8 protein-coding genes and 1 pseudogene are annotated in these 13445 nt (G+C 71.3%); 3 read left to right on the top strand and 6 right to left on the bottom strand.

Going from position 1 to position 13445, the window contains the following annotated elements; all coding sequences use genetic code 11:
• Positions 1 to 68 precede the first annotated feature (68 nt).
• The 5 genes and pseudogenes from ACIBJC_RS23770 to ACIBJC_RS23750 form a co-directional block, all read right to left on the bottom strand.
• Positions 69 to 1490: pseudogene (locus tag ACIBJC_RS23770) on the bottom strand (alpha-amylase family protein); the annotation flags it as partial.
• Between the two features lie 119 nt (positions 1491 to 1609).
• A complete protein-coding gene (locus ACIBJC_RS23765) occupies positions 1610 to 3304 on the bottom strand; it encodes a glycoside hydrolase family 13 protein (RefSeq protein WP_399295590.1) in 1695 nt (564 codons plus the stop codon).
• Between the two features lie 180 nt (positions 3305 to 3484).
• Positions 3485 to 4387: a sugar ABC transporter permease gene (locus tag ACIBJC_RS23760; protein ID WP_399295588.1), complete on the bottom strand. Its 903-nt coding sequence runs from the start codon at positions 4385 to 4387 to the stop codon at positions 3485 to 3487.
• Positions 4384 to 5430, bottom strand: a complete 1047-nt coding sequence (locus tag ACIBJC_RS23755) for a carbohydrate ABC transporter permease (RefSeq protein ID WP_399295586.1) — start codon at positions 5428 to 5430, stop codon at positions 4384 to 4386. Before ACIBJC_RS23755 ends, ACIBJC_RS23760 begins: the two co-directional genes overlap by 4 nt.
• A 20-nt stretch (positions 5431 to 5450) precedes the next feature.
• Positions 5451 to 6725: an extracellular solute-binding protein gene (locus ACIBJC_RS23750; RefSeq protein ID WP_399295584.1), complete on the bottom strand. Its 1275-nt coding sequence runs from the start codon at positions 6723 to 6725 to the stop codon at positions 5451 to 5453.
• Between the two features lie 325 nt (positions 6726 to 7050).
• Here ACIBJC_RS23750 and ACIBJC_RS23745 point away from each other — a divergent pair, with 325 nt between their 5' ends.
• The 3 genes from ACIBJC_RS23745 to ACIBJC_RS23735 all read left to right on the top strand — a co-directional run bounded on the left by ACIBJC_RS23745 (position 7051) and on the right by ACIBJC_RS23735 (position 10146).
• Positions 7051 to 8106 carry a LacI family DNA-binding transcriptional regulator gene (locus ACIBJC_RS23745; protein ID WP_399295582.1) on the top strand — a complete coding sequence of 352 codons (1056 nt, stop codon included), beginning with the start codon at positions 7051 to 7053 and terminating at the stop codon, positions 8104 to 8106.
• A gap of 75 nt (positions 8107 to 8181) precedes the next feature.
• Positions 8182 to 9213 carry a phosphatase PAP2 family protein gene (locus tag ACIBJC_RS23740; RefSeq protein WP_399295580.1) on the top strand — a complete coding sequence of 344 codons (1032 nt, stop codon included), beginning with the start codon at positions 8182 to 8184 and terminating at the stop codon, positions 9211 to 9213.
• Between the two features lie 12 nt (positions 9214 to 9225).
• Positions 9226 to 10146 carry a glutaminase gene (locus tag ACIBJC_RS23735; RefSeq protein WP_399295578.1) on the top strand — a complete coding sequence of 307 codons (921 nt, stop codon included), beginning with the start codon at positions 9226 to 9228 and terminating at the stop codon, positions 10144 to 10146.
• 46 nt (positions 10147 to 10192) lie between these two features.
• Here ACIBJC_RS23735 and ACIBJC_RS23730 read toward each other — a convergent pair whose 3' ends face one another.
• Entirely contained in the window at positions 10193 to 13303 is a 3111-nt protein-coding gene (locus tag ACIBJC_RS23730) for a bifunctional [glutamine synthetase] adenylyltransferase/[glutamine synthetase]-adenylyl-L-tyrosine phosphorylase (RefSeq protein ID WP_399295576.1), read from the bottom strand.
• Positions 13304 to 13445: the final 142 nt, after the last annotated feature.

Genomic DNA, 13445 nt, shown 5'->3' with positions numbered 1-13445 from the left:
GCGCGGCCCCGCCCGGCGCTCGCTGACGGGAGCGCTCAGCTCCGCCAGGTGTCGTTCAGCGTGACCTTGCCCGAGGCGGGCACCGTGGCCGTGCCGTTGGCGCTGCCCGAGCACGTCCGGGCGCCGGTGTGGAGGGCGAGCGCCGTGTTCGCGCCGAGCGTCGCGGTGAACTGTCCCGAGCCGTTGACCGTCACCGCCTTGCCGGTCTGCACATCGCAGTAGGCGCCGCCCGGCAGGGACGTCTGGAACGTACGGGTCAGCGCGGAGCCCTCGTGGTTGATGGCCACGTACCCGGCCGAGCCGCGGCCGAAGGCGATCTGGTCGCCGCCGTTGTCCCACCAGTTCGTGACGGCCTGGCCCCGGGTGGTGTTGCGGAAGCCGACCATGGACGAGATCTCGCGCCAGGCGTGCTGGCACTTCCAGCCGTCGCTGTAACAGGCGTTGACCGTACCGCCGTTGGGCGGTCCCGCGTCGCGGTCGGTGTACTCGTACCCCGAGTGCACATCGGGCGAGCCGTACGGCCAGGCCAGCATGAACACATTGGCCAGGGTGTAGTTCGCGCCGTCCTTGTAGCTGAGGGTGTCGCCGCCGCGCTCGGTGTCGTGGTTGTCCACGAAGACGGCGGACTTCCCCGACTCCATGTAGCCCCAGCCCTCACCGAAGTTCTTCAGATAGGCGAGGTTCTCGTTGTTGAAGACCCGCTTGAGGTCCCGGGCGTACCGGAACTCCTGGACGTCCCCGCTGCCGAGATACTCGCTGGGCGAGACGGCCTCGCCCGCGCCGTGGATCGCCTCCTGCTTCCAGTAGGCGCCCGGACTGCTCAGCCTGCTCTTGATGTTGGCGAGGTCGGCGGCGGGCATGTGCTTGGCCGCGTCGATGCGGAAACCGTCCACGCCGAGCGAGAGCAGGTCGTTGAGGTACGCCGCGATCCGGCCGCGTACGTACTCCTCGCCGGTGTCCAGGTCGGCGAGGCCGACCAGTTCGCAGTTCTGGACGTTGGCACGGTCGCCGTAGTTGCTGATGGCGGAGCGGCAGTCGTCCATGTCGGCGCCCGAATAGATGCCCGGGTAGGAGTACTTGGTGTACGAGGTGCCGCCGGTGCCGGTGCCGTCACCGGCGGCCATGTGGTTGATGACGCTGTCGGCGACGACCTTGACGCCCGCCGCGTGGCAGGTGTTCACCATGGCCGAGAAGGCGGCGCGGTCCCCGAGCCGGCCCGCGATCTTGTAGCTGACGGGCTGGTACGAGGTCCACCACTGGCCGCCCTGGATGTGCTCCTGGGGCGGCGACACCTGTACGTAGCCGTAGCCGGCGGGGCCGAGGCTGTCCGTGCACGCCTTGGCTATGGAGTCGAACTTCCACTCGAAGAGTACGGCGGTGACGTCCTTGGATCCGGGCGGTGCCGCCTGCGCGGTCCCGGCGGGGACCGTGAGGGCGGCTGCCGCGCCCGCCACGAGGGCGAGCGCGGCTGCCAGGGGTCTGCGAGCCATGGTTCCTCCAACAGCACTGGTGGGGGAGAGGGGACGTACGGATGGTGCGGGTGGTACGGGTGGTGCTGGTGGTGCGTCCAGGAGGGGCCGGCGGTGCGTCTACGCGGGGCCGGAGGCGCTCAGACCGACCACCACACCGTGGTGTCGGCCGGCAGCTCGAACTCCGCGCCCGGGGCGGTGCTCCCCGAGTCCACCGGGCCGCTCGCGAGCAGCGGCGCGCCCGGCGCGGGGATACGTACCGCCGTCCCCGTGGTGTTGACGGTGCAGACGAAGCCGGTCCTGGCGAAGATCAGCACGCCCTCGGGCGCGTCCCGCCACTCCACGGCGGAGCCGCCGCCGAGCCCCGGGTGCTCCTTGCGTACGGAGAGCGCCGCCCGGTACAGCTCCAGCGTGGAGCCGGGGTCCCCGGTCTGCGCCTCGACGGACAGCTCCCCCCAGTGGTCCGGCTGCGGCAGCCAGCTCCCGCCCGCGCCGAAGCCGTACGAACTCCCCTCGCGCGCCCAGGGGATGGGCACCCGGCAGCCGTCGCGGAAGCCGTCCTGGCCGTCCGCGCGGAAGTACGACGGGTCCTGCCTGGCCTCGTCGGGCAGGTCGGTGACGTCGGGGAGCCCCAGCTCCTCGCCCTGGTAGACATAGGCGGAGCCGGGCAGGGCGAGCATCAGCAGGGTCGCCGCGCGGGCCCGGCGCAGTCCGAGCGCCCGGTCGCCGGGCTCCCTGGTCTGGGTGCCCACGCCGGGCGGGCCGGCGAAGCGGGTGGCGTGCCGGGTGACGTCGTGGTTGGAGAGCACCCAGGTGGCGGGGGCGCCGACGGGGCGCATCGCGGCGAGGGAGACCTCGATGACCTCGCGCAGCGCCGCACCCTCCCACGAGGTGGCCAGGTACTGGAAGTTGAAGGCCTGGTGCAGCTCGTCGGGGCGTACGTAGTGGGCGGTGCGCTCGACGGTCGGGGTCCACGCCTCGGCGACGGCGATACGGTCGCCGGGGTACTCGTCGAGGATGGTGCGCCACTGGCGGTAGATCGCGTGGACGCCGTCCTGGTCGAAGAAGGGCGTGCCGCCGTCGGCGGTGCCGAGAAGCCGGAGCCGGCCCGCGCCGCCGAGGTCGGGCAGTCCTGGCGCCTTGACCAGGCCGTGGGCGACGTCGACGCGGAAGCCGTCGACGCCCATGTCGAGCCAGAAGCGCAGGATGGAGCGGAACTCGTCGGCGACGGCCGGGTGGTCCCAGTTGAAGTCGGGCTGCTCGGGGGCGAAGAGGTGCAGGTACCAGTCGCCGGGGGTGCCGTCGGGGTCGGTGGTACGGGTCCAGGCGGCGCCGCCGAAGACGGACTCCCAGTCGTTGGGCGGGAGTTCGCCGTGCGCGCCCTTCCCGGGGCGGAAGTGGTAGCGCTCGCGCAGCGCGGAGCCGGGGCCCTCGCGCAGCGCCCGCCGGAACCAGTCGTGCGCGTCGGAGGAGTGGTTGGGCACCAGGTCGACGATGACGCGCAGCCCCAGCGCGTGGGCGTCGTGGATCAGCGCGTCGGCGTCGAGCAGCGTGCCGAACATGGGGTCGATGGCGCGGTAGTCGGCCACGTCGTAACCGGCGTCGGCCTGCGGGGACGCGTAGAAGGGGCTGAGCCAGACGGCGTCGACGCCCAGTTCCCTGAGGTACGGGAGGCGGCGCCGTACCCCGTCGAGATCGCCCATTCCGTCGCCGTTGCCGTCGGCGAAGCTCCGTGGATAGACCTGGTAGATCACCGCGTCCTGCCACCAGCCGGTGCGGTGGCCCGGGGCGTCGTCGGACGTGCCGGAGAGAGGGGCAGCGAGGTGCTGGGTCATGTCGTCCCTGGGTGTCTGGGGGTGGCCTGGAAATCTGGGTGTGGCCTGGAGGGTTTCCTGGCCGGGTTGTCGCGCATGTCGCCGGTGCCTGTCGCGTGTCGCCGGGTGCCGGTGCCTGTTCCTGTGCCTGTGCCGGTCGCCTGTGCCTGTGCCTGTGCCTGTCGCCTGTGCCGGGCGCCGTCAGCCCTTGACGGCGCCCGCGGACATCCCGGTGACGAGATGGCGCTGGGCGAAGAGGAAGACGAGGGCGGCCGGGATGGCGATCAGCACGGACGCGGCGGTCATCGGGCCCCACTGGGCGCCGTACTGGTTGACGAACTTCTGGAGGCCGCCGGCGAGGGTCAGGCTCTCGTCGCCGGTCATGAAGGCGGAGGCGTACGCGACCTCGCCCCACGCGGTGATGAAGGAGTAGAACGCGGTGACCGCGAGCCCCGGCTTCGCGAGCGGCAGGATCAGCCGGAAGAAGGTGCCGAAGGGGGTGAGCCCGTCCACCATGCCGGACTCGTCGATCTCCCGGGGGATGGTGTCGAAGAAGCCCTTCATCATCCAGGCGCAGAACGGCACGGCGATGGTGAGGTACGTGAGGACGAGCCCGGTCGGATTGTTGAGGAGTCCGAGGCCCGCCATGATGTTGTAGATCGGCACGATGAGGACGGCGACCGGGAACATCTGGGTGATCAGCAGGGTCCACATCAGCCCGCGCTTGCCGGGGAAGCGGAAGCGGCTGACGGCGTAGCCGGTGGTGGCGGCGACGAAGACGCCGAGCACGGTGGTGAGGCCCGCGATGAGCAGCGAGTTGCCGAACCAGGTGAGGAACGGGGTGTCCCGCAGCAGGCCGGTGTAGTTCTCGAACGTGGTGTCCTTGAAGAAGTCCGTGGTGGTCGCGTAGCTCGCGGGCTTGAGCGAGGTGAGCAGGACCCACAGCACGGGGAAGACCGCGATCACCGACGCCACGGTGAGGGTGGCGTGCAGGGCGACGGAGGCCGCGGGTGAACGGCGCCCGCGCAGCGGGGTGTTGGCCGACGGGGCGCTCTCGGAGGCGGCGAGGCGGTCGGACGTGGACGTGGCCGGAGCTGTGGTCACCACGTATCTCCCTGCTTGCGGAGGACTCGCCGGTAGACCGCGGCGAAGGCCATCAGGAGGACGAGGATCAGCACGCCCCAGGTGGAGGACTGCGCGAAGTCGCGCGGGCTGATCTCGAAGGAGAACTTGTACGCCTGGGTGACCAGGATCTGGGTGGCGTCGCCGGGTCCTCCCCTGGTCAGCAGGAAGATCACCGGGAACATGTTGAAGGTCCAGATGGTGGAGAGCAGGATCACCGTCGTGCTGACGGAGCGCAGCCCCGGCATGGTGATGTGGCGGAAGCGCTGCCAGGGGCCCGCGCCGTCCATCTCGGCGGCCTCGTACATCTCCCCCGGGATGGACTGGAGTCCGCCGAGGAGCGCCACCATCATGAAGGGCACGCCGAGCCAGATGTTGACGGCGATGACGGAGAACTTCGCCCAGGTCGGGTCGTTGAGCCACGGCACGGCGTCGATGCCGCCGCCGGCCAGCAGCTTGTTGAGGAAGCCGCGGTCCTCGTTGTAGAGGAAGCGCCAGGCGAAGACGGAGACGAAGCCGGGCACGGCCCAGGGCAGGATCAGCAGCATCCGGTAGAGGGAGCGGCCCGCGATACGGCGGTTGAGGATGTTCGCGAGGGCCAGGCCGAGCGCGAAGGTGAGACTGACGCAGGAGACCGTCCACACCAGTGTCCAGCCCAGCGTGGACAGGAACTGACTGCCCGTCAGGGCGGCGGTGTAGTTGTCGAGTCCGACGAACTCGTAGGTGGCCGGCAGGTGGTTGACGCCGATGTTGCGTTCGACGTTGCGCTCGTTGGCGTCGGTGAGCGACAGGTAGACGCCGCGGACCAGCGGATAGCCGATGATCACGCCGATCACGACGACCACCGGGGTGACCATGGTCCAGGCGTACCAGTGTGTCGCCAGGGCCCGCCGGAGTCGGCCGGTCGGCCCGCCGGGCGGGGGCCCGGCCGGGGAGCCGGGGGGTGTGCCAGAGCCGCGGCCCCGGCCGCGGGCGAGTTCGTCGCCCGCGGCCCGTGCCGCCGACTGACCGGTGTGGACAGCCATCAGCCGGCCTTCCTTTCCTGCTACTTCCAGCCCTTGAGCAGCTTGCGGTAGGCGTCACCCGTGGTCCTGACGCCCTTGTCCGGGGTGGTCTGGCCGGTGAGGACCTTGGTGTACTCGGTGACCAGCGGCGCGAACAGGCTGCCGGTCTCGGGGATCCAGGGGCGCTCGATGGCCTTGTCGACGACGGGCTTGAAGAAGCCGACGATCTCGTTGTCGGCGACGCCCGGCTTCGTGTAGACGGAGGTACGGGTCGGGAGCAGGCTGAGCTGCTCGGCGACGGTCGCCTGGCTCTGCGCGTCGGTCATGTACTGGACGAACGCGTAGGAGGCGTCCAGGTTGCCGGAGCCCGCGTACACGGCGAGGTTGTGGCCGCCCTGCGGGGCGCCCTGCTCGGCGGAGCCCGCCGGTACGGGGGCGATGCCCAGGTTGGCCTTGTCCTTGAACTGGGCGCCGCCGTAGGTGTCGGCCACGGCCCAGGGGCCGTTGATGATCATCGCGACGTCGCCGTCCTTGAACGACGCCTGCATGTTCTCCCAGCCGTCGGTGGCGTCGGTCTTGGCGGCGCCGGAGTCGACCAGGTCCTTGACGACGGTCATGGCCTTGACGCCGGCCGCGTTGTCGACCGTGACCGTCTTGGACCCGGCGTCGACCAGGTTGCCGCCCTCGCCGTACAGGAACGACAGGAACCAGTACGCGTCGTCGCCGCGCAGGTAGAGCCCGGTCTTCCCGGTCTTCGCCTTGATCGTCTTCGATACGGTCTTCAACTCGGCGACGTTCTTCGGCACTTCGACGCCGGCGTCCTTGAAGATCTTCTTGTTGTAGAAGATGCCCATGGAGTCGATGACCTGCGGCACCGCGTACGTCTTGTCCTTGTACCGGGTGGACGCGGCGGCCTGCGGCAGGAAGTCCTTCTCGTCCTTGAGCGCCGACGTGCCGTCCAGCGGCGCGAGGTAGCCGAGATCGGCGAACTCGGGTGTCCAGGCGACCTCGGAGCGGATCACGTCGGGGGCGCCTGAGCCGGACTGCGCGGCGTTCTTGAACTTGTTCTGGGCGTCCCCGAACGGCACGTTGACGTACTTGACGTCGACCTTCGGGTGCTTCGCCTCGAACCCCTCGGCGAGCTTCTTGAAGACCTTGTCCTCGCTGCCGACGGTCGAGGTGTCCCACCACGTGACCGTCCCCGAGAGCTCGCCGCCGGAACTCTTCGAGCCGCCCGCGTCCCCGTCACCACCGCAGGCGGTCGCCGCGAGGGCCAGGATCGCGGCCAGGGCGGTGGCCGTTATGCCACGTCGCATCCGAACTCCTTCAACTGCCGTACCGCTCCGTCGCGGCGCCCGGTCGGACGTGAACGTAACAGCGATGCAAGAAGGCCGAAAGACCTTGCGGAAGATTTCTGCAAGGTCCGCCGATCGTTACCGGCATGTGTCCTGCCGATTGCGCCGCTCGCCCTTGACCCGTGGCACTCCCCCGCTCCCCCAGGGGCGACCGGGGTCCGCGCCCCTCCAGGAGGTCGTCAACGGCGCCGCAGGAAGGTTTCGCAAGATCTTGCAAGAACTTGCCGCGCGATCGGCTCGGACGCGCGGTGGGCAATCCGACAGACGACCGGTACAGTCCACTCACATGACCGCACGGCTTGCCGATATCGCAACTCAGGCGGGGGTCAGCGAAGCGACGGTCAGCCGCGTTCTGAACGGCAAACCCGGTGTTGCCGCGACCACCCGTGAGTCCGTACTCGCCGCGCTCGACGTCCTCGGATACGAACGTCCCGTACGGCTGCGACGCCGCAGCGCGGGGCTCGTCGGCCTGATCACGCCGGAGCTGGAGAACCCGATCTTCCCGGCGCTCGCGCAGGTCATCGGACAGGCGCTGACCCGGCAGGGCTACACCCCCGTCCTGGCCACCCAGACACCCGGCGGCTCGACCGAGGACGAGCTGACGGAGATGCTGGTGGAACGCGACGTCTCCGGCATCATCTTCGTCTCCGGGCTGCACGCCGACACCTCCGCCGACATGCGGCGTTACGAGAAGCTGGGCGCCCAGGGCGTGCCGTTCGTCCTCGTGGACGGCTTCTCGCCGAAGGTCAGGGCGCCGTTCATCTCACCTGACGACCGGGCGGCCGTACGGCTCGCGGTGACCCATCTCGTCTCGCTCGGCCACCAGCGCATCGGGCTGGCCGTCGGGCCCAAGCGGTTCGTCCCCGTACTCCGCAAGATCGAGGGATTCCGGGCCACGGTCCAGGAGTTGCTGGGGCTGACCGGGGCCCAGACCGACGAGCTGATCCAGCAGTCGCTGTTCACCCTGGAGGGCGGCCAGGCGGCGGCTGCCGCGCTGATCGAACGCGGCTGCACGGCGGTGGTGTGCGCGAGCGACATGATGGCGCTCGGCGCGATCAGGGCCGCGCGCCGGCTCGGTCTCGACGTGCCCCGCGACCTGTCGGTGGTCGGCTTCGACGACTCCCCGCTCATAGCCTTCACCGACCCACCGCTGACGACGATCCGCAAGCCGGTGCCGTCGATGGGCCAGGCGGCGGTCCGTACGCTCCTGGAGGAGATCGGCGGTACGCCCGCCCCGCACAGCGAGTTCGTCTTCATGCCCGAGCTGGTCGTACGCGGTTCAACGGCTTCGGGGCCGGGCCCCGGACCCCTGGGGATATCAGGGTCGCGATCTAGTCCTTGAGACGGACCGCGTGCGAACAGAACCCGTCCGGGGGATGATCGGTCGGGGGTGAGGAATCTGGCAGACTCTCGCCCCATGGGTGAATCAACGGTGAAGGCAGAGGCAGGCCGTACGGCCACCCCGTACCCCACGCCGTCACCCACCGCGGAAACAGCCCCGGAGGCGACGGAGGCGGTCACGGACACGGAGACGCGGGCGGACACGGACCCGGCGGCACAGCGGGAGACCGCGGTGCGGGCGGACCGTACCCCCGGCGCCACCGAACCCGCCGTACCGGCGGGACCCCGGCTGCTGCGGCGGCTGCGCTCCCCGCGCCGCCCGCGCATCTGGTTCGAAATCCTGCTGATCGCGGTCAGTTACTGGACGTACTCCCTCATCCGCAACGCGGTGCCGGAGCAGCGCACCCAGGCGCTGAAGAACGCCGACTGGATCTGGCGCACCGAGCAGACCCTCGGCATCGCCGTCGAGCGGAGCGTCAACCACGCCGTGGATTCGGTGACGTGGCTGATCGTGGCCATGAACTACTACTACGCCACCCTGCACTTCATCGTCACGATCGGCGTACTCGTCTGGCTCTTCCGCAGCCATCCGGGACGGTACGCCGCCGCCCGGCTGACGCTCTTCGCGACCACCGCCGTGGCCCTGCTCGGTTACTACCTGTATCCGCTGGCGCCACCGCGGCTGATGAACGGCGGCCACTTCATCGACACGGTCGTACGCCACGAGACCTGGGGCTCGATGGCCTCGGGCAACCTGAAGAACATGTCGAACCAGTACGCGGCCATGCCGTCGATGCACATCGGCTGGTCCCTGTGGTGCGGCCTGACCATCTTCGCGCTGGCGTCGGCGCCCTGGGCGAGGATCCTCGGCCTGCTCTACCCCGCGGCCACCCTGGTCGTCATCGTCGCCACGGCCAACCACTTCTGGCTGGACGCGGTGGGCGGCATGATCTGCCTGGCGTTCGGCTTCACCCTCTCGTACCTCTGGTACGGGGCGCTGCCGCACCGCCTGCCGCGCCGGGTGGCCGGGGAGCGCCGCCCCTCGCGCGTCCTCCTGCGGCGCCGTCCGCCCCGCCGGGCCGAGGACGAGAGTCCGGCGTCACTCTGAGAAGATCCGGGCATGCGCACGCCCGACTACCCGCACCTGCTGCACACCGCGATGGCCGCCGCCCACAGGACGGCGGGCCAGGGGCGCGTCGCCGACTACATCCCGGCGCTCGCCACGGCGGATCCGAACGCGTTCGGCATGGCGCTGGCGACCGTCGACGGCGAGGTCCACGGGGTCGGTGACTGGGAGCGGCCGTTCTCGATACAGAGCGTGTCCAAGCTCTTCAGCCTGGCGCTGGTGCTGGCGCACGGCGGCGACGCGATCTGGCGGGGTGTGGGGCGCGAGCCGTCCGGCAACCCGTTCAACTCGCTGGTGCAGCTCGAAAAGGAACACGGCATCCCGCGCAACCCCTTCATAAACGCCGGGGCGCTGGTGGTCACCGACCGGCTCCAGAGCCTGACCGGTGACGCGGCGGGCGCGGTCCGTGACTTCCTGCGTACGGAATCCGGCAATCCGCTGCTGGCCACGGATCCGGCCGTCGCCGCCTCGGAGGCCGCGCACGGCCACCGCAACGCGGCGCTGGCCCACTTCATCGCCGCCCACGGCAATCTGGAGAATCCGGTCGAGACGGTCCTCGACCGCTACTACGCGCACTGCTCGATCGCCGCGAGCTGCCGCGACCTGGCGCTCGCGAGCCGCTTCCTGGCCCGGCACGGGCTGCGCGCCGACGGCTCCCGGCTGATGACGGGCAGCGAGGCGAAGCGCGTCAACGCGGTCCTGCTGACCTGTGGCGCCTACGACGCGGCGGGCGAGTTCGCCTACCGGGTGGGGCTGCCGGGCAAGAGCGGGGTCGGCGGCGGCATCGTGGCGATCCTGCCGGGCCGCGCCACGCTCTGCGCGTGGGGGCCGCGGCTGGACGCGGTCGGGAACTCGGTGGCGGCGGTGGCGGCGCTGGACGCGTTCACCACGGCGACGGGCTGGTCGGTGTTCTGAACGGCCCGTACGCCACCACCGGTATCGACGGCGGGGCCCCTGCCCCTCACGGCGCTCCGTAGAACAGCTCCTCCACCAGCGCCCTCGCCCTGCGTGTCGTCCGCCGGTAGTCGTCCAGCATGCCGCCGCTGACGCCTCCGTAGCCGTTGTTGGCATGGCCGCCGTTGTGCCCGCCGTGCCCGTTGGCCCCGTTCTGCGGCTCGCCCCGCTCCGGTCCGGCGGGTCCGGCCGGTCCCGCCGGTCCCGGCGCGTAACCGAGGTAGCGGCCCATCGCGCCCATCTCGCGGCCGTCCGAGGGGAAGGTGTCGCCGGACCTGCCCCGTACCAGCATCACCCCGTTGCGCACCCGCGTCGCCAGGACCCACGCCTCGTCCAGGATCGCCGCGTCCTGCGCCGCGATGAGTCCCGCCTCGTGCGCCGCCGCCAGCGCCCGGCGCGTACGGGTCGTCCGCAGCCCCGGCACCTCCCAGCCGTGCCGCATCTGGAGGAGCTGCACCGTCCACTCGACGTCGGAGAGCCCGCCCCGGCCCAGCTTGGTGTGGAGCGTCGGGTCGGCGCCGCGCGGCAGCCGCTCCGTCTCCATGCGCGCCTTGAGCCGGCGGATCTCCCGTACCGCGTCGTCGCCGAGGCCGCGCTCCGGATACCGCAGCGGGTCGACGAGCGCGACGAAGCGGCGGCCCAGCTCGGCGTCGCCCGCCATCGGTTCGGCGCGCAGCAGCGCCTGGCTCTCCCAGGCCAGCGACCAGCGCCGGTAGTACGCGGCGTAGGAGGCGAGCGTACGGACCATCGGGCCGCTCTTGCCCTCCGGGCGCAGATCGGCGTCGATCAGCAACGGCGGGTCGGAGGTGGGTACTTGGAGCAGTCTGCGCATCTCGGCGACCACGGCGTTCGCGGCGCGGGCCGCCTCGTGCTCGCTGACGCCGTCGCGCGGTTCGTGGACGAAGAGGACGTCCGCGTCGGAGCCGTACCCCAGCTCGTGCCCGCCGAAGCGGCCCATCCCGATGACCGCGAACCGGGTGGGCAGGGTGTCGCCCCACTGCTCGCGCACGACGGCGCGCAGGGCCGCCGCGAGCGTCGCCGCGTTGAGGTCGGTGACCGCGTTCCCGACCCGGTCGACCAGCGCGCCGGGGTCCTCCTCGGCCGGGGACTCCTCCGTACCGTACGAGCCGATCAGGTCAGCCGCGGCCGTACGGAACAGCTCCCGCCTGCGCACCCCGCGCGCGAAGGCGACCGCGCCCTCGGCGGTGTCGGCGCGGCCGACCGCCGCGAGCACCTCCTGTTCGAGGTGGTCACGGCCGCGCGGGGTCAGCCCGTCCGGGTCGCCGAGGATGGCCACCGCCTCGGGGGCGCGCAGCAGCAGGTCGGGGGCGAGCCGCCCGGCCGACAGGACGCGCGCGAGGTTCTCGGCGGCGGCGCCCTCGTCCCGCAGCAGTCGCAGGTACCAGGGGGTCTTGCCGAGCGCGTCGGAGACCTTGCGGAAGCCGAGCAGACCGGCGTCGGGGTCGGCGGAGTCCGCGAACCAGCCGAGCAGCACGGGCAGCAGGGTCCGCTGGATGGCCGCCTTGCGGCTCACCCCCGACGACAGCGCCTCCAGGTGACGGAGCGCGGCCACCGGGTCCGCGTAACCGAGCGCTTCGAGGCGCTGCCCGGCCGCCTTGGGGCTGAGCCGGATCTCGCCGGGCGCGAGCTGGGCGACCGCGTCGAGCAGCGGCCGGTAGAAGAGCTTCTCGTGCAGCCGCCGTACGGCCGCGGCGTGCCGCCGCCAGGCCCTGTTCAGTTCGGCGACGGGATCGCCGCGCAGCCCCAGCGAGCGGCCGAGGCGACGCAGGTCGGCCTCGTCCTCCGGGACGAGGTGGGTGCGGCGCAGCCGGTAGAGCTGGATGCGGTGTTCCATGGCGCGCAGGAAGCGGTACGCCTCGTCGAGCTGCCGGGCGTCGGCGCGGCCCACGTACCCGCCGGCGGCGAGCGCGCCGAGGGCTTCGAGCGTGGAGCCGCTGTGCAGCGAGGCGTCACTGCGGCCGTGCACCAACTGGAGGAGCTGTACGGCGAACTCGACGTCCCGCAGCCCGCCGGGGCCGAGTTTGAGTTCGCGCTCGACCTGTCCCGCGGGGATGTTGTCGATGACGCGGCGGCGCATCTTCTGCACGTCGGTCACGAAGTGTTCGCGCTCGGCGGCCTGCCAGACCATCGGGGAGACCGCGTCGACGTACTCGGCGCCGAGGGCCGGATCCCCGGCGACGGGGCGGGCCTTGAGGAGTGCCTGGAACTCCCAGGTCTTCGCCCAGCGCTGGTAGTAGGCGAGATGGCTGCTGAGGGTCCGTACGAGCGGTCCGTTCCGCCCCTCGGGGCGCAGGTTGGCGTCGACGGGCCAGATGGTCCCCTCGGCGGTCGACTCGGAGCAGATCCGCATGAGGTGGGAGGCGAGGCGGGTGGCGGCCTGGACGGCGCTCTTCGTGCCGTCGGCGTCGTCGGTGCCCAGCGGGGGTTCACCGACGAAGATGACGTCCACGTCGGAGACGTAGTTCAGTTCGTGGCCGCCGCACTTGCCCATGGCGATGACCGCGAGCCGGCACGCGGCGGCGTCCTCGGGCGCGGCGGCCTTGGCGATCGCGAGGGCGGCGCGGAGGGTGGCGGTCGCCAGGTCCGCGAGCTCGGCGGCGATCTGGGCGACGTCGGCCGTGCCGCAGACGTCCCTGGCCGCTATGGCCAGCAGGCACCGGCGGTAGGCGATCCGCAGCGAGACGGGGTCCTTCACCTCGGCGAGGGCGTGCTCGAACTCCTCGACGCCGGGGTGCAGGTCCGCCAGCTCGTACGTGACGAGGACGTGCCAGTCCTCCGGGTGCCTGGCGAGATGGTCCCCGAGCGCCTCGGACGCGCCGAGCACCCCGAGCAGCCGGTCCCGCAGGGGCTTCGCGGTGATGAGGGTGTCGAGCAGGATCCGCAGGCGCTCGGGATGGGCCGCCTCGGCGAGCCGGACGAGCCCGCGCAGCGCGAGATCGGGGTCGGCGGTCTGGCCGAGCGCGTCGAGCAGCAGGGGGTCGGACCGTACGAGCGCCATCTCCGGGACGTCGAGCAGTCGCTCGGCGGCGGACGGATCGGTGAAACCATGCCGCAGCAGTCGGGTGAACGTACTGCTTCTGCGTCCCGGCATCGTCATCTCGCCGTCTCCTGTCAGCTCGGCATCCACGCGGCCGAGCACCAGGGATCGAGCCTAGTGCCAGGTGACGGCGGAAGACCGCCGCAGATCGCGGACGCGCGTCCCGGCCGAGCCGCACACGCGCGGCTCGGCCGGGACACCG

This window comes from Streptomyces sp. NPDC050509 (assembly GCF_044457965.1).
Classification (GTDB): Bacteria; Actinomycetota; Actinomycetes; order Streptomycetales; family Streptomycetaceae; genus Streptomyces.
This window is presented reverse-complemented; position numbering and strand designations above follow the sequence as displayed.

Bases quoted from the DNA above. Each gene is read 5' to 3' on its own strand.
- ACIBJC_RS23755 (WP_399295586.1), bottom strand. From the start codon at position 5,430: ATGGCTGTCCACACCGGTCAGTCGGCGGCACGGGCCGCGGGCGACGAA.
- ACIBJC_RS23740 (WP_399295580.1), top strand. From the start codon at position 8,182: ATGGGTGAATCAACGGTGAAGGCAGAGGCAGGCCGTACGGCCACCCCG.
- ACIBJC_RS23750 (WP_399295584.1), bottom strand. From the start codon at position 6,725: ATGCGACGTGGCATAACGGCCACCGCCCTGGCCGCGATCCTGGCCCTC.
- ACIBJC_RS23765 (WP_399295590.1), bottom strand. From the start codon at position 3,304: ATGACCCAGCACCTCGCTGCCCCTCTCTCCGGCACGTCCGACGACGCC.
- ACIBJC_RS23730 (WP_399295576.1), bottom strand. From the start codon at position 13,303: ATGACGATGCCGGGACGCAGAAGCAGTACGTTCACCCGACTGCTGCGG.
- ACIBJC_RS23745 (WP_399295582.1), top strand. From the start codon at position 7,051: ATGACCGCACGGCTTGCCGATATCGCAACTCAGGCGGGGGTCAGCGAA.
- ACIBJC_RS23735 (WP_399295578.1), top strand. From the start codon at position 9,226: ATGCGCACGCCCGACTACCCGCACCTGCTGCACACCGCGATGGCCGCC.